Source organism: Streptomyces sp. NPDC014882 (genome assembly GCF_043081325.1).
Classification (GTDB): domain Bacteria; phylum Actinomycetota; class Actinomycetes; order Streptomycetales; family Streptomycetaceae; genus Streptomyces.
In genome coordinates this window covers 1-20,373 of the sequence record NZ_JBIBWL010000008.1, presented here as the reverse complement: position 1 = coordinate 20,373, position 20,373 = coordinate 1, and the positions used below count along the sequence as shown (strand labels likewise).

The window sequence follows — 20,373 nt, the reverse complement described above, 5'->3', positions numbered from 1 at the left end:
TGTTGGCGTCCAGGAGGGCGTTGGCTTCTCGTGTCACACGCCGGCCGCTGTCAGGGTCGGCGAGGATGCGGGCGATGGCCACCCTCAGGTCGTCGCCGTCCGGCTCGTCCGCGGACGAGGGCACCGCGGGCACCGTCACCGCGGTCGGTGCCGCCGTGGCGGCGAAGGACGGGGCGGCGAGCAGGAGGGCCGGGGCGAGGATGCCCGCGGCGATGCCGGGCGCTACGCGATGCAGTCGCAAGGGAATGCTCCTCTTCGTTTGCTACGGAGGCGAGTTGAGAACGCCTCAGGGCGTTCACCTCGATGATGCTGCCACCTGGGTCTGACAGTGGCGGTTGCCCCGCTGCGGCCGCAGGGCACCATCGCCGCGGACGTGGCGGCCGCGCCCCGGCCAGCGCTGCCGCGCCCGGGCGAGGCGCTGCTGAAACCGCTCGGACGCCGGCCGGCTGACGACGCCTGGCGTCACCTCTTGCCGCTGTCCACGATCACCGGTGTGCCGTTGGCGTCCGTGCCGCAGGGGACCGCGTAGACCGGGTTGGCCTTGGCGGCCTCCTTGTAGGCCTCCAGGCACTGGTTGTACAGCACCTTGTCGCTGAGCGAGCGTTCGATGATCTTGTTGGCGGCGGCGATGCCCTCCGCCTCGATCCGCTTGCGTTCCGCCTCCGCCTTCGCCGTACGGGCCGCCTCCGTGGCCCGATCGGTGGCCTGCTCCTGCTGGATCTTCTTGTCGATCTGGTCCTGCAGCTTGTCCGACGGCCGCACATTGCGCAGGTTGACGGTGGTGACGTCGATCCCGCGTGGCGCCAGACGCTCCTTGACGAGACCGGCGATCTCGGAGCCGATCTGCTCGCGCGCGGAGGCGTACCCCTCTTCGCCGGTGTGCTTGGCGAAGACGTTGCGGATGATCTCACGGCTGTCGGGCAGCACCAGTCGCTGCTCGACGGCCTCCTCGCTGCCCGCCAGCCGGTACAGCTCGACCGCCTTCGCCGGCACCACGGCCCACTTGATGGTGACGTCGGCGTACAGCACACCGCCCTGCGAGGAGCGGACCTCGACGACGTCCTTGCCGTTGAGGTCGAGATCGACCGGGCGGGTCGAGAAGGACGTGACGTCGGTGAACGGCGACTTGAAGTGCACGCCGGACGTCAGCGGCGTACCGATCTTCCCGAAGGTCACCGGGACACCGACTTCATGAGCACTCACGACATGCACACAGGCGAACGTCGCCGCCAGCAGCCCCGCCACGCCGCTGAGCGCCGCCCCGAGCTTCCAGCCCGTCACGTCCCGATGCCGGCCGACGAGAAAGAGGACGACGGCCGCCATGAGCAGCACGATGGACAGCACGAACACAGGTGATTCCCCTCCGGAAACGTTTCCGCGCCCCCCTGGGACGCGACCCCGGCGCGCATCGTAGCGACCGGAGGTGACGCCCGTGCCTCACCGGGGTTCACCCGTGATACGGGCAAGCGAACTCGAGGAGGGTGCCGGGCGTCCGCGGCGTCGCCCTCAGCAGGTGAACGTTCCCGGTTCGTCGGCGTCCGGGCAATCTTCGATGCCCCGTGGCTGAGCGGGGCTTGTCCGTGACGACCACTCGCGGCGCCGCGTGCGTTTTTCCAACGGACCGCGCCGGCTGCGCGAGGGGGAGCGTGCGGGGCCGATCGGCCCATTCGCCGTCTCTCGATTCCGCTTTCGTCAATGGAATCTGACGTTCCATCACTGAATTTCCCCAAAAACACCATGTGGATCCTGCGTAGGCCTTGCAAAGCTCCGCATTCGCGGGTCGTTCTCGGTCCTGGACAGCTCTCTGGGACCGTCACGCATCGACGGGACCGGTGGGGCGGGCCTCCACGGGGGAGGCGCTCGGGGGAGCGGCCGGATGGTCGTACGAGGGGATGCGTCATGCCCGAATCGGGTCGGAAACGGAATCTACGCGCGTCAGCCGCGACCGGAACAGCCGACGCTGCCGCCACGGCGACGGCCGCCGTCGCCGCCGCGCCCGGCACGCCCGCGTCGCCGCTGGTGGTCGCCGGGCCGCTGCTCAGGCGGGCGGAGCCGGGGTCGGTCACCGTGTTCGTGGTGACCCGGGAGGCCCGCACGGTCACCCTCGACGTGCTGCCCGGCAGCGGGCCCGCCGACGCCGCGCCGCTGCTGACCGGCAGCGCCGCGACGGTCGCGTTGGGGGCGCGGACGCACGTCGTGGCGGTCACCGCGACCGGTGGCACCCCGCTGGCCGCCGGGGCCGGGTACCGCTACCGGCTGGGCTTCACCGCCACCGGGGGCTCCCGGCGGGACCTGCTGGAGGCGGGCGTGGCGGCGGCCGGGGCCGGCGAAGTCCGCGCGCTGCTCTGCCACCCGGGGAGCGACCTGCCGGGGTTCGCGCTGCCCGGCGGCCCCGGAGACCTGCGGGTGCTGCACGGCGGGGCGCGGCTGCCGCATGCCGCCGTGTGGAACTGTCCCCCTGGTGCCGGCACACGGTCCGCGCACGCGCTGCTGAGGTGGCCGCGCGGCCGTGTGACTGTCGAACCCTGCTGCCGCGACGCGGCTCGCGCCGCACTACGTGGTCTGGGCGTGACGGTCGAGCGACTGGTCGTGCCGCTGGTCGGTACGAAGACCGCCCGCCCGCCTGGTAGGAGGGCGGGTGTGCGAGGTTGCCTCGGGTGGTGGTGAAGCCTTGCGACGTCCGCGACGTCCGCGACGGTCGGACGTTGACGCCGAAGTCCTGGGCGATGCCGACGAGACCGGACGCGCAGCCCTGGCCGACCACGCGGAACTTCCACCCGGCGCCGTTGCGGTGGAGCTCGCCGAAGACCATGGCGGTCTCCGCGGCCGCGTCCTCCGAGAGGTCGTAGCGGGCGATCCCGGCGCCGCCGGTCCGGTCGAGGTGCGGCAGCCGTCGGGCGAGGAAACCTCCCGCACGGCCCGCGGACAGGCTGCGGCCGGCCGCTGGACGGGGTGCTGCCACTGCGGACACCGCTGAGCGTCCGCCGTCCGCCGTCCGCCGTCCGCCGTCCGCCGTCCGCCGTCCGTCTCCGGGCCGGAGCGCGGGCGATGGCCCTTGGTTCAGGTCCGCCTGGAGCGTGGGCGGGCGATCGCCCCCGGACCCGGCCGGGGGACGGGCGGCGGCCCCAGGCCTCTTACCGATCGTGGACGTTGCCGTGTCCGCCGGGGTGCAGGACCACCTTGGTCCAGCCCTCGTCACGGGCGTCGACGTGCTCGTAGGCGGCTGCTTGACGAGAACCCCGGGCGCTCGTGTGAGCGGGGCCCGGTGACGGCGCCTGTCGCGCGGTTCCCGGCGCGATCAGGTAATCAGGAACGGTGGACACGGTGGACAAGGACGCGACCGACCCCTTCGTGCATGTCCGGGGCGCCAGTGAGAACAACCTGCGGAACATCGATGTCGACGTCCCGCGGGACGCGATGGTCGCCTTCACCGGCGTCTCCGGTTCGGGCAAGTCCTCGCTCGCGTTCGGCACGCTCTACGCGGAGGCCCAGCGGCGCTACTTCGAGTCCGTGGCACCGTACGCCCGAAGGCTGTTGCAGCAGGTCGGCGCACAGCACGTGCAGGAGATCACCGGACTGCCACCGGCCGTGGCCCTGCAGCAGCGACGCGGGGCGCCCAGTTCGCGCTCGACGGTCGGCACCCTCACCACGCTGTCCAATCTGCTGCGCATGCTGTACTCCCGCGCCGGCACCTATCCGCCCCGGGCCGCACGGCTGGAAGCCGAATCGTTCTCACCCAACACCGCGGCCGGCGCCTGCCCGCAGTGCCACGGACTGGGCGTCGTGCACGACGTCGCCGAGGACCTGCTCGTCCCGGACCCCTCGCTGAGCATCCGCGAGGGGGCGATCGCCGCCTGGCCGGGCGCCTGGCAGGGCGCCAACCTGCGCAGTGTCGTGAGCGGTCTGGGGATCGACATCGACCGACCATGGCGCAGGCTCAGGAAGAGGGACCGGGACTGGCTGCTGTACACGGACGAGCAGCCCTCCGTGTACGTCGAGCCGGAGGCAGACCGCGTCGACCACGGCTACCGGGGCACGTTCTGGAGCGCCCGCAAGCACGTCATGCACGTCCTCGCCGACTCCAAGAGCGAGAAGATGCGCGAACGGGCACTCCGGTTCGTCAGGAGTGTGCCCTGCCCCGCCTGTCACGGCAGCGGACTGCGGCCCGAGGCGCTCGCCGTCACCTTCGCCGGACGTTCCATCGCCGAGATCAACGCGATGCCGCTCACCGAGGCCGTGGCGCTGCTGCGGCCCGTCGCGGGGCGGTCCGAGGCCGACGCCACCACGTCGACCGCCCGGTCCGGGGAGACGACCGAGGTCGCGGTCCGGATCTGCGGCGATCTGGTCGCGCGGGTCGACGTACTGCTCGACCTGGGCCTCGGATATCTCAGCCTCGGACGCCGCTCGACGACCCTGTCGCCCGGCGAGGCGCAGCGCCTGCGGATCGCCACCCAGCTGCGCTCGGGGCTGTTCGGCGTCGTCTACGTCCTCGACGAACCCTCCGCGGGCCTGCACCCGGCTGACGCGGAACCGCTGCTGGACGTGCTGGACCGCCTCAAGGCGGCGGGCAACTCGCTGTTCGTCGTGGAGCACGACATGGACGTCGTACGGCGGGCGGACTGGGTGGTCGACATCGGCCCCGGCGCGGGCGAGGGCGGCGGACGCGTGCTGTACAGCGGCCCGGTCGCCGGCCTTGAGCGGGTCGGAGAGTCGGCCACGAGCCGGTACCTGTTCGGGCGCGCCCAGCCGCTCGATCACCGCCCGCGCACACCGCACGGCTGGCTGCGCCTGAGCGGCGTCTCCCGCCACAATCTGAACGACGTGTCCGTCGACGTACCGCTCTGCGTACTGACGGCGGTGACGGGCGTATCCGGTTCCGGGAAGTCGACGCTGGTGACGCAGGTGCTCGCCGAGGTCGTCCGCGGCCACCTCGGACTCGTGCCCGAGGAGCCCGACGAGGCGCGGCTGGAGGTCGACGTCCAGGACGCGTCGGGGGTCGAGTCGTTCGACCGGCTGGTCCGGGTCGACCAACGGCCCATCGGCCGGACTCCCCGGTCCAACCTGGCCACGTACACGGGGATGTTCGACGCGGTGCGCAAGCTGTACGCGACGACGGACGAGGCCAGGGCGCGCGGCTACTCGGCCGGGCGGTTCTCCTTCAATCTGCTCGAAGGACGCTGCGAGACCTGCCAGGGGGAAGGATTCGTCGCGGTCGAACTGTTGTTCCTGCCCGGCACCTATGCGCCGTGCCCGACCTGCGAGGGCGCACGCTACAACGCCGAAACGCTGGAAGTCACCTACCGCGGCAAGAACGTCGCGGAAGTGCTGGGGCTGTCCGTCGACGCCGCTGCCGACTTCCTGTCCGCCGTCCCGGCCGCCTCCCGCAGTCTGGAGACGTTGCGCGAGGTGGGACTGGGGTACCTGCGGCTGGGCCAGCCCGCGACGGAACTCAGCGGTGGTGAGGCGCAACGCATCAAACTGGCCACCGAACTGCAGCGAGCCCGCCGCGGGCACGCGCTCTACCTGCTCGACGAGCCGACGGCGGGGCTGCACCCCTCGGACATCGCGCTGCTGCTGCGGCAGCTGCACCGGCTCGTCGACGCCGGCAACACGGTCGTCCTCGTCGAGCACGACCTGGACACGATCGCCACCGCCGACTGGGTCATCGACCTCGGGCCGGGCGGCGGCGACGCGGGCGGGCGGGTGGTCGCGGCGGGCCCGCCGGCCAAGGTGGCGAGGGCCCGCCGCAGCGCCACCGCGCCCTATCTCGCGGCCCGGCTCGCGCGCTCCTGACGACGGCACGCAGGCGCCCGCGCATCCCTGGCACCTTCGGCAACAGCGGCTCCGGCACCGCGGCAACAGCGACTCCGGCACCGTCCACCCACCTGCGCCGCCCCGCTGCCGTCCGCGGGCGCCCCCGTCCGGCGCCGCCGGCCCGGCCGACGACAGGGTGGACGAGCAGGAGGGCGCTGTCACGTTGCTGGTTGCGTGGGCCTTTGGTGGTGGGTGGGGCCGGGTTCCGGCTCCGTGCTCAGGCTCCGGCGGGCCGGCCGACGGCGCCGGTGGCCTGGTCCCAGCTCGCGAAGCGAAGGGTCGTCTCGGTGCGGTATCCGGTGGCGGTCATCAGGTGGCGGCGGGGTCGGAAGTGGGGTGGGATGCCGCGGAGGGCACGACCTTGCGGTGGGCCGCGCCGTAGGAGCGGGGTCTGTCGGTGACGAGCACCCTCGGCGCCGAGCAGGTCCTCCTCAGCAGGCGGCGGAGGAACCGCCTGGCGGCAGCGGTGTCCCGACGGCTCTGGACCAGGACGTCCAGCACGGCGCCGTCATCGGCGGGTATGCCGATGACGAGGTGATCAACGGCATTGCGGAGCAGACCCTCGCGGGACGCGAGAAGGCAGGCGAGATCCCCGTCACGGTTCTTCGCCCATCTCAGCGCAGTCGGCGTACGCGCAGCACCAGGTCGTCGGTGTGGTGCGCCCCTGCGCCGCCGTCCGGTGCCACGCGGGGCCGTTGCTCGTCCACCTCCACCTCCCAGTCGTCGTCGAGCAGATCGGCGATCATCGAGGGCCAGACGTAGTCGGCTGGATCGAATCCGCTGTCGTGTACCTGCTGGACGTCCATCCCCGCGTGGTGCACGACCAGCAGGACGCCGCCGGGCGCGACGGCCGTGAGCAGCGCTCGCTCGGCCGCAGCATCGGGGGTGCGGAGCAAGGCCGGGTACTGCGCGGACACCAGGTCGAAGGAAGCCGGCGGGAGTGCCGCCTCGGTGAGTGCGGCGTGTACCCAGCGAACGGCCACGCCGGCGTCCCGCGCGTGCCCGGCCGCCCGCTCCAGTGCCACGCCCGAGACTTCGAGCGCGGTCACGTCCCATCCGCCGCGCGCGAGCCAGACGGCGTCCGCGCCCTCGCCGCAGCCGACATCGAGCACTCGCCCAGGTGCGAGCCCGGCGACCTCCGCCACGAGCGCGCCGTTGGGCCGGCCGCTCCACAGCTGGTGCCGGTCTGCGTAGCGGTTGTCCCATTCCGCCCGTACCGCAGGGTCTCCGAGGTAGCCGTCGGCAGGTGAGGGGGTGTGGGACGCGGGCGATCCCGCTGCGATGTTGTCGGTCACGGGCCCACCGTCGTCCAACGGGGTCTGGACTGCCAATCCTGTTGCCGGTTCGGCAAAACGGCGTACCGATGGCGTCGTACGCGTCCGATGGGCACCTCGGCCTTTGCAGCTCTGTTTCCGGGTGCCGGCAGATCGGATGTCGAGCGAACTGCGGGTGGGGCGAGGCCCGGACCCTCAGTGACATCAGCTCGCTTGTACCGTCGATTTGACCGGGGGAGCCGATGGTCGCTCTCCTTGTCCTGTCTACCGGAAGGCACGCAGACGATGAGCAGCCAACGAGACCGCTGGGCGGAACTGACGGGCGGAAAAGCCGGCGAGGACTACGCCCGGCGATTTGAGCGGCTCGCTGAATCAGGCCACGACATCCACGGTGAGGCCGCCCTGTGCGACGCGCTGCTGGCACCTGCCGCCCGGATCCTCGATGCGGGCTGCGGCACCGGGCGGATCGCGATCCGACTCACCGAGCTGGGTCACCACTGCACCGGCGTGGACATCGACCGCTCCATGCTCGCCGTCGCCCGCCGCCACGCCCCCACGCAGGAGTGGCTCCACGGCGACCTGGCACACCTGGACGGCCTCGGTCTGGAAACCGGCTTCGACCTGGCACTCGCCGCGGGAAACGTGATCCCTTTGCTGGCTCCCGGTACCGAACCAGCTGTCGTACGGCAACTCGCCGCTGTATTGCGGCCCGGTGGCCTGCTGATCACCGGCATGGGACTGGACGCGGAACACCTGCCACTGCCGGAACCGACAGTGACGTTGGCGGAGTTCGATCACTGGTGCACGGAGGCCGGACTCACGCTGCGGGACCGCTTCGCCACCTGGGCCGGCGATGCTTACCGTCCAGGCGGCGGCTACGCCGTCAGCGTGCATTCCCGTCCCACCGCCTGAGCTGTCGCCTGTCGCCTGTCGTTTGTCGCCTGTCGTCTGGCTTCGGTGGAGGGACAGGCGGCGAAGGGCCTTCAGATCCGGTTGCCCCCAGCCAAACGTGGCCATGCAGGCCCGGGCTGCTCGTCGGGCCGGTCAGCAGCTCGCGCGGATCATCACACCGAGCATCGCTGAGGCTGGTGACGGCTGACTCTGTCCGATGTCCTCATACCCGCGACGTTCGGCAGGAGGATCTACGTCTCCCACAGCGTCTCCGGGCACCGGCTCGGCTTCAGCCCGCAGGTCCCTGCGCGGCGGATTGCCGAGGGAGCGCCCGGGTGAGATTCCGGCGAACCGGCCTGCCGCCCGGAGGCTGCCGCCAGGACGGGCCGGGTGACCGGTGCGCACCACGAGGGCTCCCGCCCGACGAGCAGCAGCGTTTCCACCGTCTCCGCCGGTCAGCGCAGATCGATTACGGCCTTGCCGATGAGGCCGTTCTCGACAGCCTCATGTGCGACCGCCGCGTCGTCGAGGCCGAAGGAGTGCACTGACAGCGGTGTGAGAGCGCCCTCGCGCAGGGCTGCGGTGATTTCGGCGGCGGCGCGCAGCAGCGCGTCCCGCGGTTCGGTGAGGAACAGCGCGAACCGCAGTACCAGGTTGGACCGCATGAGCCGGAAGACCGGCAGGGTCGGGTCCTCGGGCTGTGCTGCGTAGGTCACGACGGTTGCTCCCGGGCCGGCGACGGCCAGGTCCAGTTCGAGGTTGTCGGTCAACGCGACCTCGATGATCCGGTCGACGGGCCCGGCTGCGTCGAGGATCTGCCGGGCCGCGTCGGCGTCGCGGTAGTTCACGACGAGGTCTGCGCCCGCGGCCCTGGCCGACGCGGCCTTTTCCGGACCGCTGACCGTCGTGACGATCCGTGCGCCCGCGATCCGGCCGAGTTCGATCGCGTAGTGCCCGACAGCGCCCGCACCGGCCGCGACGAGTACGGTGCGGTCGCGGGGCGAACCGTCGGCATGGAGGCACCAGTGCGCGGTCATCGCCGGGATGCCGAGGCAGGCGCCGAGCTCGTCGGAGACCCCGTCCGGCAGCGCGACGGCCTGTTCGGACGGTACGACGGTCCACTCCGCCGCGGTCCCCCACGGATGGCCTGCGCCCGCCATCCAGACCCACACGCGTTCGCCGACCCGGCCAGGGTCGACGCCGGCGCCGACCGCGTCGATCGTGCCTGTGCCGTCCTGGTGCGGGATGCGGCCGGTGTACTCGCCGACGCGCTGGAAGTCCTGCGGGGTGGCGTTCGACCGCATGAACATGTCGCCCGGATTGATCGCAGAGAGTGCGACGCGGACGCGGACCTGGCCGGGGCCTGGCTCGGGACGCTCGACGTCCAGCACCCGCAGCACGCTCTTGGCGGGACCGGGCGCGTCGTAGAAGGCTGCCCTCATGGGTTCGTCTCTCCTCTTCGGCATGGCGCGATCCAGGGCACTGGCCGGGGATCGCGCACGTCACCGCGGCGGGGTCCATGGACCCCGCCGCGGTGTGGTTCCTCGGCGGCGGGATCGCCGCCTCCCGAACCGTCAGCCGAGACGGCTCGAACGTGCCGCGGACCACAGACCGCGTTCCCTCACGTTTTCCCGCGCTGCGGCCGACGGCCGGATCTTGTGGCCCTCTGCACGTCGGCGAGTTGTTCGCCTGGACGTGGGTCATGCTGCTGCCCGCGGGCTCACCGGGACGACGACGGGCGGCACCGGTCGCGTCAGGGGGCAGACGAGGCGCGGTTGCGTCATGCCGCTCGGTGACACCGGCGCAGACGCGGCGCACACGAATCCCGCCCGCGGCCCTGCCTGCCCGTGGCTCTCGCTCTACAGGCCGGCGGCGACACTTCGCATGACCGATTCCAGATCGCGCTCACCCTCAGGGGTCTGCACACCGTGCTCCAGAGCCCCTGCCATGAGTCGCGCCGGCAGATCCCCGCTCACCAGCTCGGCCCATGCCTCGTTCTCCGCTCGCAGACCGTCGGTCAAGTCCGCCGCGGGGACCACGCGCTTGGCGGCGGCGACGAGCTCCGGGGAAAGCGCGGCGATCTTCTCCGCCACCCCGTCGACGAACGCATCCAACTCGGACGCGGGTACCGCACGGTTGATCCACCCGTAGGCGGCCGCAGTGTCCGCATCCACCAGATCACCGGTGAGCAACAGCTCCAGCGCCCGGTTGCGCCCGACCCGCTCGCGCAGGTACTGCGTGCCTCCGCCGCCCGGCACGATGCCCATCAGGACCTCGCTCTGGCCGATGCCCGAGGTCTCCCGCGCGGCGAAGGCCATGTCGGCAGCCGCGACGAACTCGGCGCCTCCGGCTCGCGCCCTGCCCGCCAGCTTGACGATCGTCACCTGCGGCTGGTGGCGCAGCAGCTCGCCGACCCCCTGGAAGAGATTGGCGCCCGGGGCACGGTCCGCGATCTCCTGCAGTTCGTCCATCTCGTCGAGGATGTGGATGTCGACGTGGGCGATGAAGAACTCGGGGTTGGCACTGGAGAACACGATGACGCGGACCGAGCGATCGTCCCGCAGCCTCCCGAGGACGTCGTGCAGTTCACGGATCAGGGTTCCGCTGAGCACGTTGACAGGGGGGTTGTCCAGAGTGATCCGCGCGACTCCGGCATCGACGGCGACGTCGAGTGTCGTGTGACGGTCCAGGTTCATGAGTGTTCCAAGGTTTGCGATGAGCCAGTAGGTTTGCAACGCATACCTACCCTGGGCTCTGCGCCGAGGACGGTCAATAACGCACTTTTCAACAACCAAGGATCATGATGGATACCAGCCCCACGCCCCCGCCGCCCCGCAGCATGCCGCGGTTCAGTGCTGAGTGCCCGAGCCGGCCCATCCTCGACCAGATCGCCGACAAGTGGTCCATGATGGTCCTGGCGGTGCTGGAGCAACCGACGAGGTTCAACGAGATCAAGCGACAGTTGGAGGGCGTCACACAGCGGGTACTCACCCAGACGCTGCGCAGACTCGAACGCAACGGCCTGATCCGGCGCCGGGTGCTCGAGACCTCCCCCCTCGGTGTGGAGTACTCCCTCACACACCTCGGCGAGTCTTTCCGCGAACCCTTCACCCGTCTGTACGACTGGACGGTCGAGCACAGCGACCAGGTCCTGGCGGCGCAGCACGAGTACGACGCGCGGTCATCGGGACGGTGAACAGTCGCCCGGCGGCTGCCTCTGGCGCTCACCGGGAGCTCCCCTTCTGCCGCGTCTCGTCGGGCGGCTCGACGATCCCGTCACCGAAGTCCGTTTCCGGGCTGTCGAGTTGCTGGCCTGCCTCGGCCCGGTGTGACGAACGGCGTGGCCGGCCAGGGCGGCCTGTGAGGGTCTGTCGATCGAACGGTGCGACGAGGGTGGTCGGGGTTGCCGACGGGCTGCGGAGAGCCGGCCGTCGAAGGTGATGCCGAAGGCGTTCAGAGCGGTCTTCCAGTGCATGGTCCAGTGGGCCTGTCCCCGGCCGGCGGGGTCCGGGGACATGATCGCCGTGTAGACGCACTTCAGGGCGGCGGTCTCGTGCGGGAAGTGGCCGCGCGCCTTGACGGCCCGCCGGATCCTGGTGTTCACCGACTCGATCGCGTCGGTGGTACGGACGATGCGGCGGATCTCGGTGTCGAACCGCAGGAAGGGGGGTGAACTCCTCCCACGCGTTCTCCCCCTGCGGAGCCGGCGCGTGAAGGCTCCGGCGCGCCGAAGCGCCGGAGGCCATCAGCCCGACCGGAGTCCGCCGGCCCGGCAGCCAGGCAGCCCAGCGGAATCCCTCAGCCCGGCGCTCGGCTTGGCTGTCGGGGCCGAGGCAGGCCGCGGGGGATGCGCAGGGCCACCAGGAAGCCGACCACCGCCAGCGCGCCCATGCCGAGGGCCGCGAAGGTCAGCGCCTGGCCGCGGGCGCGGGCGTTGATGCGGACGAGGTCGTCGGCCGCTGCGCCCCTGACGCCCCGGGCCGCGACCTTCGCGCGCAGGGCGTCGTCGGTCGCGGCGCTGATCTGGACCTGATGCTCGACGGTGCGCGTGACGAGGTGCTTCTGACCGGAAGTCAGGACGTCGCTGTCGTCGGCCCCGGCCTCGAACGCGAGGAGCAGCGCGGTGGTCATGAACGCGCCGGCCAAGGCGACTCCGAACGAGCTTCCGAGGTACGTGGCGGTGCGGGAAAGCCCCGTCACGTCGCTCACCTCCTCCGCGGGAGCGGCCGACTGGACGAGGTCGGTCGCGGTCGTGGCCATGCCCCGGCCGAGCCCGACGAGGAGGAGACCCGGCGCGAGGGCCAGGCCCACCGCCGACACGTCCTGCCGGTGCGGGTCGAACATGAAGGCGATGGCCACGCAGCCGGCGGTCATGAAGAGGAACGCCCCCGTCTGGGCCGTGCGGTGGGTCATCCGCCCGCTTCCGATGAGCCTGGCGGCCGCCGAGGCCGCCACCGTCAGCGCCACCGGCACCGCGATCAGCGTGATGCCGCTCCGCAGCGCGTCGAAGCCCGCGGTGGTCTGCAGGAAGACCGGCACCAGGAAGAGCAGACCGCTGGGCACCAGGATCTGCATGACCAGGGTCAGGGTGCCCACCCGGATCGTGCGGTCGTGCAGCACCGAGAGCCGTACCAGCGGGTCCCTGCCGCGCCTGATCAGCCGGTGTTCCCAGCCGGCGAACACGGCCAGCACCACCAGCCCCGCGCCGGCGAGCAGCGGGACGGGGGACACCTGGCCGCGGTGCAGCACCGTGGCGCCGAGGACCTCGAAGTCCTGGCGGTCCTCGAGCAGGCCGTACCGTCCCGCCATCAGGGTCGCGACCACGAGCAGCCCGAATCCGACGGCGGACAGGACCGCTCCGAGGATGTCGAAGCGCTGTTCGAGGCGCTGCCGGGGCCGCTCGGCGCCGGCCGTCCGCCGCATGAGCAGCACCACGGCCAGCGTGATGACGGTCGACAGCAGGAACGACACCCGCCAGCTCAGGTAGGTGGTGAGCAGGCCGCCCACCACCGGGCCGGCCCCCGACGCGATGCCCGCCGTCATGCCCAGCGACGACAGGACCTTCGTGCGGGTGGCTCCGCTGAACGTCTCGGTCAGCAGCGCCACCAGCGCCGGCAGCATCAGCGCCACACCGACTCCCTGGAGCACGGACCAGCCGAGCAGCATGAACGGCAGGGTCGGGCCGACGGTGGTGATCAGCGCGCCGAGGGCGAAGATCTCGCCGCCGACGACGAAGGTCCGCCGGTACCCGTGGCGGGCACCGAGCTTGCTCCCGGTGATCAGGCACGCGGCGACCACCAGGGCATACAGGGAGATCACCGACTGCACGCCGGTCAGCGACGTGTCCAGGTCCCGGACGAGCTCCGACAACGCCACGTTCATGGCGGTCGAGGTGTAGTTGATCAGGAAGTTCTCGGCGGAGAGAAGGACGAACAGTGTCCTGGCCGCCTGTGACGCTCCGTCCCCGGTCTGTCTCCCGCCGCGCCCCGCTCTGTTTCGCCGTTCCACGGTCCGGTGCCGCCCTCCGATCGTCCTGCTGAGCAGGCCCTGCCTCCCGGGCCGGATTCCACCGCCGTCCCGCGTCCGGTCCAGGGTGCACGCCCCGCCCCCCTCAGCCCCGCGGGACGCGCCATCGAGGGCCGGGCCGCCCCGCGGCGCGCACCGGGCGCCTGCCCCCGGTCCTCCCCGGCCGCCCGGACGCCTCACCCGAACGGCCCAACCACGGGCGCCACACCCGCCGGCCGAAGGACATCATCGGAAGGGACGTCGAGGGCCCGGCGGCACGATCCCGACGCCGCCGGAACACGGCCCCGGCACGGTGCCGTGTTCCGGCGCCGCGAGACGGAACCGTCCGTGGCCGGGCCGAGGGGCGTCGGGGGGAAGGGCGCGGGCCCGGAGTCCCCGCGGGCGAGACACGCGATGCGTACGGCGCCCCGCCCGTTCCCGGTCCGCCTCGCCCGCACATGGCCCGAGAGGCCGGAGAGGACAAGGACGAGTGCGATACACCACGTTGGGCAGAACGGGCCCCGAGGTCGGCGTCATCGGCCTCGGGTGCATGGGCCTGAGCTCGGGGATGAGCTTCGGCTACGACCGCAGGACCTCGCGGGACGACGCGACGTCGATCGCGGTGATCCACCGGGCACTCGCGTCGGGCGCGACCCTGATCGACACCGCGGACGTGTACGGCCCCTACACCAACGAGGAGACGGTGGGCAGGGCGCTGGCGGGCGGCCGCCGCGGGCAGGCGGTGCTGGCGACCAAGGTCGGTCTGGCCCTCACCACCCCCGAAGGCGGCTCCGGCACCTCTCCCGGCGCCGTCCCGGACGGCCGTCCCGAGCACGTGCGGGCGTCGATCGACGCCAGCCTGCGCCGGCTCGGCACCGATCACGTGGACCTGTACCAGCTCCACCGGGTGGACCCGCGGGTGCCGCTGGAGGAGACCTGGGGCGCGATGGCCGAGGTCGTCGCGGCGGGCAAGGCGCGCTGCGTCGGCCTCTCCGAGGTGAGCGTGGAACAGGTCGAGCGGGCGCGGAGGGTGCACCCGGTGGCCTCGGTGCAGTCCGAGCTGTCGCTGTGGACGCGGGACCCGCTGACCGCGATGGTGCCGTACTGCGAGGAGCAGGGCATCGCGTTCCTGCCCTTCGCGCCACTCGGGCGGGGCTTCCTCACCGGGCGGTTCTCGTCCTTCGACGACCTGCCGGAGGACGACCTGCGGCGCCGGCTGCCGCGTTTCCAGCGCGAGGCGTTGCGCGCCAACCCGGCCATCGTCGGCCGGGTGCGGGAGATCGCCGAGCGCGCGGGGGCGACCCTGGCGCAGGTGGCGCTGGCCTGGCTGCTGGAGCAGGGCCGCCACGTGGTGCCCATTCCCGGCACCAGGACCCCGGAGCACCTGGCCGACAACGCCGGGGCGGCGGACATCAAGCTCAGCGCGGCCGACCTCGCCGACCTCGACGCGCTGCCGGCCCCGGAGGGCGGCCGCTACTGAGCCGTCCCTCCGCCCGCTTCCCGGAAGGGCGTCGCCCATGCTGAGAGTAGGAACCTTCCTGCCACCCGCCGCCCGTGACCGGACGGCGGTGCCGGCGCACCCGGAGGTCGGCAAGATCCCGCCTGACGACCACGCGCTGTTCGTGAAGCTGCTGCGGGACCTCACCGACGTCGAGTTCGTCCACGACCTCGACATCCGCCGGTCCTTCGTCCGCGACGGCACGGTGTACTGCGGCGAGGTCCGCCTCAACGACCTCGACCTCTACCTCTGGCATGCCGAGGTGGACCGCGACCCCGGCGGCTACGCCCTGGAGGCCCTGCGCACCCTCGCCCTGGACGTACCGGTCGTCCCCGACCCGGCGCGCTTCACGACCGGCCTCGACAAGTACCGGGCCCACCTGCGGCTGTCCCGGGCCGGCCTGCCCGTGCCGGACACGGTCCTGCTCGACCGGCGCGCCCCGGACGCCGCCGCGCCCGTCGTCGCGCAGTGGGGGCGCGCCCTGCTGAAACCCCGGCGCGGATCCTTCGGGCAGGGGGTCCTGCTGATCGAGGACTTCGCCACCCTGCGCGATCTGGCGGACTACCTGGAGCACACGCTCGCGGCGGCCACGGAGAGCACCTTCCTCCTGGAGCGCTTCTACCCCAACGACCCCGCGGACTGGGTCGGTACGACCCTCGTCAACGGCACGCTGATGTACGGCTACCGCAAGCGCGGCCACCGCTTCACCCGCTTGTCCGCCGACGCCTCGAAGGTGTACGACCCCGAGGGGATCGGCGGCGACGTCGACGCCTGCGAGGTCCCGCCCGAGCACGCCCGGCTCGCCCGGCGTGCTCAGCGGGCGCTGGGTCTCCCGCTGGTCGGCTTCGACCTGATCCTGTCCGGGGGGCGGCCCGTCATCGTGGACGAGAACACCTACCCCGGCCTCTACCCGGAGCTCTTCGCCGCGGCCGGGCGCTCCCTGAGCCAGGAACTCCTCGCGCTGGTCCGCGACGCGATCAGCGATCGTTGCGGCGGGCGCGGCGGGCGCGGCGGGCGCGGCGGGCGCGGCGGGCGCGGCGGGCGCGGCGGGCCCACGGACGCCGAAGCGGGCCGGTAGCGGCGGCCCGAGCGGGCGCGCCGTACACGGCGACAGCAGGGCGCGGGACCGGCTCGGCGCGCAGACTTTGCGTCGCGGTTGAAGTAGGTGCGTATTTCGAGGAACACCCGCTGCCTGTCGCTACTCCAGCGAGCGGCCACGTCCGCCTCGACACCGTCGATGATGACCCTGGCGCCGGAGCGTCCCTTGTAGGCGGCGGCCGTCGCAGCGCGGTCCTGACGCTGATCTTCGATCTCGCTGTGTTTCCCCACCGAGGCAGCGATCACCACGGCTGCGATCACTGCGATGTGGGGCCCCTTCCCTCATCGCTGGCCCGCCCCCGCGCCGCCCCGGTATCCAGCCGTCGCCGTCTGCCGCCCCTCTCTCGTCACGTCCTGTACTGGGACGGTGGCGGCGGGCAGTGACACCGCGCAGGAGGGTCTACGGACACGGTGGGCGGTTTACGCGGCGCGAGCGCTGCCGTCCGCAGCGGATCGGGTGTGCCGGAGAAGAGGCTGGCTGAGGGAGGAGGGGTGGCCCGGGACCGGTTCGCCGTCGACCCCGCCGGAGTCGGGCCGGGTGCCGTCGCGGCCCTCAACGGCTGCCATCTCCACCAGCCACAAACCCGCAGAAGCGGTGCACTCCCAGAGGGAAGAGACCGCGAACGGCGCCCTCAAGACGGGCACTGTGAGGCAAGATCACCCTGTGAAGCGTCGAACGCTGGGTGCCGGGCCGACTGCGAGCGAGTCCGCCGAGGAAGCAACAGGAGAGCGCCTACTTCCCGTAGAGCGTTTTTCGAACGTGGAGAACGGCCGGGATGGTGCCCCGTCACGGCTGGGAGAAGGCGCAACCAAGCCGACGCGACGTCAGCTGGGACCGGGAACGCCCGGAGCCGTCAGTGCGGGCGGCCCCCCACTCGCCCCACCTGTCATCGGCTAGCCATCTCGCCGACGCGCGGGGAGGAGCAATGGAGAGGACGTCCTTGTCCCGCTGACGGCGTCCACGAGCGGCGGCTCACCTCCGCTCGCGCGAAGAGGACAGCTTCCAGCCGTCCAGCGGTCCGAGGACCTGCGGCTCACCTCCGCTCGCGCGGAGAGGACAGCTTCCAGCCGTCCAGCGGTCCGAGGACCTGCGGCTCACCTCCGCTCGCGCGGAGAGGGCCCGCACCCCAGGGGACGGAGCCGTTCGCGGAGTCCTCGTCGGCCAACGGCTCCCTTCGGGCGGTGGCGGCGCAGGTTGGCGGCGAGGACGCGGTCGAGCGTGCGGTCGGACAGCATCGGGCCCAGGCGCATGATCAGGGCGGCATCCCGGCCGGCGGTGTAGCGGGTGCGCGGTCTGCGCGTCGTCACGGCCCTCGCGATGACCCGGGCGGCGGCGTCGGCGGTCAGGCCTGAAGCCGTGCCCGAGGTCATCAACTTGTTGTTCGCCTGGACCAGGTCGCCGTAGCGCTCGTCCTGCTCCGGCGTCATCCGGGCAGCCAGCTGGTTCGCCGTCTCGACGCCGCGGGCAGCCATCTCCGTGCGGACGCCGCCGGGCTCGACCACGACCACCTGTACGCCCAGCGGAGCGACCTCCCGGCGGAGCGAGTCGCTGACCGCCTCCAGGGCGAACTTCGCGCCGGCGTACGCGCCGTATGTGGCCATGGCGAACTTGCCGCCGACCGAGCTGATGTTGATCACACGACCCTTGCTGCGCAGCAGCGCGGGGAGGAGCGCTTGAGTGACGGCGACGTGGCCGAAGAGGTTGACTTCGAACACCCGCCGCCACTCCGTCATCGGCAGGGCTTCGACCGGGGCGTTCACCTGGACGCCGGCGTTGTTGACGAGCGCGTGCAGCGCGCGCGGGTCGTCGGCGACCCGCGCGGCGAGTGCCTCCACCTGCTCGGACTTGGTGATGTCGAGGATGACCGGCTCGATGCCGGTCGATCGGATGGCGTCGGCGTCACGGTCGCGTCGCACGCCGGCCAGGACGTGAAATCCCTGGCGAGCCAGTTCGCGGGCGGCTGACGCGCCCATGCCCGTGGAGGCTCCGGTTACGACGATCAACTTCTGGGTTTCAGATGACGTTGTCACCTTGGCTACGGTACCGATTCAGATGACGATGTCAACTGTATGATGGGCGTCATGACCACCCGTGCCGAGTCCGCCGCCGCCACCCGCCGCGCTCTGCTCGACGCCGCCGCCGAGCTCCTCGACCTCGGCGGCCCCGAAGCGGTCACCTTGCGCGAGGTGGGCGCACGGGCAGGCGTGACCCGGGGAGCGCCGTACCGGCACTTCACGGGCAAGGACAGCCTGCTGACCGCCGTCGCGGCCGAAAGCTGGGAACGGATCGGCGACCAGGTGCACGCCCTTCGGACCGACCCGGCCCTGTCCGACTCCGAGAAGCTGCGCGGCGCTCTGCGCGCCCTCATCGACGTCGGCCGGAACCAGCCGCACCTGTACCAGGTGTTGTTCAGGCGGCGCGCAAACCTTCCCGGGCAGCTCGGTGACGGGATGGATCGCATCCGGCGCCAGCTGTGCGGGCCGGAAGGCGACCCGGCCGTGGCCGACCGCGCGGCCGAACGCTTCCAGGACGAGTTCCTGGACATCGTCACCGCCCTCGCGGGAGAGCGGAACGCACGGCACTACGGCGCCCTGCTGCTGACCACCGCCCACGGCATCGCGGGCATGGAGCTCAGCGGTCACCTCGACACGGCCAAGTGGCACACCACCGCCGACGAACTCGTCGACACCCTCGTCCGCATGGTCACGGACGCCGGCGGAGTGACATAGCCACGCCCACGCCCTCTCGACGGCAGACGCCCCGTGCGAGGACGGCGAGGACCCGCGGCGAGCTGATGCTCTCCTTCTCGTCTCGCCCAACCTGCACCTCCTGGGTGCCTTCGCCCTGCCGGTCGCGGGCGCCCCGGCGTCGCCACCGAGGAAGTCATCCGCGCCGCCCGCGACCTGCTGCCCGACGCGGGCCGCTTCATCACCTCGATGGCCAAGCTCCTCGGCGTCTTTCCCGGACATCCCTGATGAAGACGCCCCGCGCCGGCGGGTGGTACAGCGGCCGGCGGAAGGACCATGACCTGGGAGCCATGGGTAGATCGAGGCGATCTCAAGAAGGCCTGACCGTCCGGTGTCCCCCCGTTCTCGTGAGCATTGCCCCCGGGGGTCGATCCGGTTGCCTCCCACCGCAGTGAGCAACTGCCACCGCAATCCGTAGACAAAGCCAGGGAGAGGACGCGGGGCCTGGCCCGGTCGTGCTGGGCAGTTACGGCTCACCTCCGCTCGCGCGGAGAGGACTGGCCGACGACGAGGTCACCGGGCCGGACAGCGGGACCGGTATTCCGCCTCGCCGACTACCTCGAACAACACGGCCGCACCACCCGCCTCCCCCTGCGCCCGCCCACCTCCTTCTGGCACGCCGCCGGCATCCGTCTCACCGACCCCGACGACCTGCATAACCTCGCCCAGGCAGCCGAAGACCGGCACCGCCTGCAACGGGCCCATCACCTCCGCCGCTGCGCCGCCGAAAACGACAACACTCGCGTGCCGCTGTTCCTGACTCAGACCGGAAAAGGCCCGAGGCCCGGGAGGGCGTTGGAAGCCCGGCCCGGGTGCGGGAGGAGGCCGGGGACCAGGAGGGCGCCGAACCCCTCTGTCGGCAGGTCGCCGACCACGGCAGCACTGAAGTCCTGTACCCCCGCTGGATGAAGGACGAGCTCAAGAGGATGTGGCCTTACGGCCTGGACCCAGACGGTATGCCGATGCCATGTCGGCGATGATCCACGCACTACCGGCCCGGTCGGCGCCCGATGGAACCCCGTACGTCTGTTCGGCATCAAGCAGGGGAGAGGTCATCGAACGTGTGAGGGACTAGGGGCTGTGTGATGTCGTGATCACACGGTGTACTTGAGCGAGTCGTCGATCCAGATTATGGAGGCTCGGAGGTGGAGGCCGGCAAGGTAGCTTTCGGGTGACTTGTCGTAGCGGGTGGCGACGCCCCGCCAGGCTTTCAGCTTGTTGATCAGGCGTTCGACAGTGTTCCGTTCCTTGTAGAGGTCGGCGTCGTGGCTGATGGACCGGCCGCCGCGTGAGCCCTTTTTCTTGCGATTTGCGGCCTGGTCCTTCTTCTCCGGGATGACTGCTTTGATGTTGCGTTTTCGCAGGTAGCGGCGGTTTCCGCGCGATGAGTAGGCCTTGTCACCGGCGACTGCGCCAGGTTTGGTGCGGGGACGGCCGACCGGCAGACGGACTCGCACTTTCTCGAGCACGGGGATGAACTGCGGACTGTCCGCGGCCTGCCCGGCGGTCAAGACGAAGGCGAGCGGACGGCATCTGCGGTCCGCC

14 protein-coding genes and 4 pseudogenes are annotated in these 20,373 nt (G+C 71.6%); 7 read left to right on the top strand and 11 right to left on the bottom strand.

Annotation, left to right across the window (positions count from 1 at the left end; all coding sequences use genetic code 11):
- Both ACF09K_RS19550 and ACF09K_RS19545 read right to left on the bottom strand, forming a co-directional pair.
- A pseudogene (locus ACF09K_RS19550) lies at positions 1-241 on the bottom strand (hypothetical protein); the annotation flags it as partial.
- Positions 242-462: 221 nt separating this feature from the next.
- A complete protein-coding gene (locus tag ACF09K_RS19545; RefSeq protein ID WP_392245131.1) occupies positions 463-1,350 on the bottom strand; it encodes a prohibitin family protein in 888 nt (295 codons plus the stop codon).
- Between the two features lie 549 nt (positions 1,351-1,899).
- Here ACF09K_RS19545 and ACF09K_RS19540 point away from each other — a divergent pair.
- A complete protein-coding gene (locus ACF09K_RS19540; RefSeq protein WP_392245562.1) occupies positions 1,900-2,667 on the top strand; it encodes a hypothetical protein in 768 nt (255 codons plus the stop codon).
- Positions 2,668-2,701: 34 nt separating this feature from the next.
- Here ACF09K_RS19540 and ACF09K_RS19535 read toward each other — a convergent pair.
- Positions 2,702-2,881 (bottom strand): annotated as a pseudogene (locus ACF09K_RS19535) (TerD family protein); the annotation flags it as partial.
- Between the two features lie 443 nt (positions 2,882-3,324).
- Here ACF09K_RS19535 and uvrA point away from each other — a divergent pair.
- On the top strand, positions 3,325-5,793 hold the full coding sequence (uvrA, locus tag ACF09K_RS19530; RefSeq protein ID WP_392245523.1) for an excinuclease ABC subunit UvrA: 2,469 nt from the start codon (positions 3,325-3,327) through the stop codon (positions 5,791-5,793).
- Positions 5,794-6,031: 238 nt separating this feature from the next.
- Here uvrA and ACF09K_RS19525 read toward each other — a convergent pair.
- A pseudogene (locus tag ACF09K_RS19525) lies at positions 6,032-6,324 on the bottom strand (DDE-type integrase/transposase/recombinase); the annotation flags it as partial.
- Between the two features lie 104 nt (positions 6,325-6,428).
- Positions 6,429-7,109, bottom strand: coding sequence for a class I SAM-dependent methyltransferase (locus ACF09K_RS19520; protein WP_392245129.1), 681 nt, complete (start codon positions 7,107-7,109; stop codon positions 6,429-6,431).
- Positions 7,110-7,373: 264 nt separating this feature from the next.
- On the opposite strand from ACF09K_RS19520, the gene ACF09K_RS19515 reads away from it, so the two are divergent.
- A complete protein-coding gene (locus ACF09K_RS19515; protein ID WP_392245128.1) occupies positions 7,374-8,000 on the top strand; it encodes a class I SAM-dependent methyltransferase in 627 nt (208 codons plus the stop codon).
- 434 nt (positions 8,001-8,434) lie between these two features.
- Here ACF09K_RS19515 and ACF09K_RS19510 read toward each other — a convergent pair whose 3' ends face one another.
- Entirely contained in the window at positions 8,435-9,421 is a 987-nt protein-coding gene (locus ACF09K_RS19510) for an NADPH:quinone reductase (protein WP_392245126.1), read from the bottom strand.
- A gap of 417 nt (positions 9,422-9,838) precedes the next feature.
- The gene (locus ACF09K_RS19505; protein WP_392245124.1) at positions 9,839-10,675 is read right to left on the bottom strand and encodes an enoyl-CoA hydratase/isomerase family protein; all 837 of its coding nucleotides are present in this window, start codon (positions 10,673-10,675) and stop codon (positions 9,839-9,841) included.
- Between the two features lie 107 nt (positions 10,676-10,782).
- Between ACF09K_RS19505 and ACF09K_RS19500 the strand changes: the two genes are divergently transcribed.
- A complete protein-coding gene (locus ACF09K_RS19500; protein ID WP_392245521.1) occupies positions 10,783-11,175 on the top strand; it encodes a winged helix-turn-helix transcriptional regulator in 393 nt (130 codons plus the stop codon).
- Between the two features lie 216 nt (positions 11,176-11,391).
- Here ACF09K_RS19500 and ACF09K_RS19495 read toward each other — a convergent pair.
- Together ACF09K_RS19495 and ACF09K_RS19490 are read right to left on the bottom strand one after the other, a co-directional pair.
- A pseudogene (locus tag ACF09K_RS19495) lies at positions 11,392-11,671 on the bottom strand (transposase); the annotation flags it as partial.
- 106 nt (positions 11,672-11,777) lie between these two features.
- The gene (locus ACF09K_RS19490) at positions 11,778-13,487 is read right to left on the bottom strand and encodes an MFS transporter (RefSeq protein WP_392245123.1); all 1,710 of its coding nucleotides are present in this window, start codon (positions 13,485-13,487) and stop codon (positions 11,778-11,780) included.
- A 487-nt stretch (positions 13,488-13,974) separates the two neighbouring features.
- Here ACF09K_RS19490 and ACF09K_RS19485 point away from each other — a divergent pair, with 487 nt between their 5' ends.
- Both ACF09K_RS19485 and ACF09K_RS19480 read left to right on the top strand, forming a co-directional pair.
- The gene (locus ACF09K_RS19485; RefSeq protein WP_392245121.1) at positions 13,975-14,964 is read left to right on the top strand and encodes an aldo/keto reductase; all 990 of its coding nucleotides are present in this window, start codon (positions 13,975-13,977) and stop codon (positions 14,962-14,964) included.
- A gap of 37 nt (positions 14,965-15,001) precedes the next feature.
- Positions 15,002-16,060 carry a RimK family alpha-L-glutamate ligase gene (locus ACF09K_RS19480; RefSeq protein ID WP_392245120.1) on the top strand — a complete coding sequence of 353 codons (1,059 nt, stop codon included), beginning with the start codon at positions 15,002-15,004 and terminating at the stop codon, positions 16,058-16,060.
- 1,115 nt (positions 16,061-17,175) lie between these two features.
- On the opposite strand, the gene ACF09K_RS19475 is transcribed toward ACF09K_RS19480, so the two are convergent.
- On the bottom strand, positions 17,176-18,111 hold the full coding sequence (locus ACF09K_RS19475) for an SDR family NAD(P)-dependent oxidoreductase (protein WP_392245118.1): 936 nt from the start codon (positions 18,109-18,111) through the stop codon (positions 17,176-17,178).
- Positions 18,112-18,162: 51 nt separating this feature from the next.
- On the opposite strand from ACF09K_RS19475, the gene ACF09K_RS19470 reads away from it, so the two are divergent.
- The gene (locus ACF09K_RS19470; protein WP_392245117.1) at positions 18,163-18,810 is read left to right on the top strand and encodes a TetR/AcrR family transcriptional regulator; all 648 of its coding nucleotides are present in this window, start codon (positions 18,163-18,165) and stop codon (positions 18,808-18,810) included.
- A 1,112-nt stretch (positions 18,811-19,922) separates the two neighbouring features.
- On the opposite strand, the gene ACF09K_RS19465 is transcribed toward ACF09K_RS19470, so the two are convergent.
- A partial coding sequence (locus ACF09K_RS19465; RefSeq protein WP_392245115.1) for an IS5 family transposase occupies positions 19,923-20,373 on the bottom strand: 451 nt, incomplete at its 5' end.

Bases quoted from the DNA above. Each gene is read 5' to 3' on its own strand.
- ACF09K_RS19540 (WP_392245562.1), top strand. From the start codon at position 1,900: ATGCCCGAATCGGGTCGGAAACGGAATCTACGCGCGTCAGCCGCGACC.
- ACF09K_RS19515 (WP_392245128.1), top strand. From the start codon at position 7,374: ATGAGCAGCCAACGAGACCGCTGGGCGGAACTGACGGGCGGAAAAGCC.
- ACF09K_RS19510 (WP_392245126.1), bottom strand. From the start codon at position 9,421: ATGAGGGCAGCCTTCTACGACGCGCCCGGTCCCGCCAAGAGCGTGCTG.
- ACF09K_RS19505 (WP_392245124.1), bottom strand. From the start codon at position 10,675: ATGAACCTGGACCGTCACACGACACTCGACGTCGCCGTCGATGCCGGA.
- ACF09K_RS19500 (WP_392245521.1), top strand. From the start codon at position 10,783: ATGGATACCAGCCCCACGCCCCCGCCGCCCCGCAGCATGCCGCGGTTC.
- ACF09K_RS19480 (WP_392245120.1), top strand. From the start codon at position 15,002: ATGCTGAGAGTAGGAACCTTCCTGCCACCCGCCGCCCGTGACCGGACG.
- ACF09K_RS19470 (WP_392245117.1), top strand. From the start codon at position 18,163: ATGACCACCCGTGCCGAGTCCGCCGCCGCCACCCGCCGCGCTCTGCTC.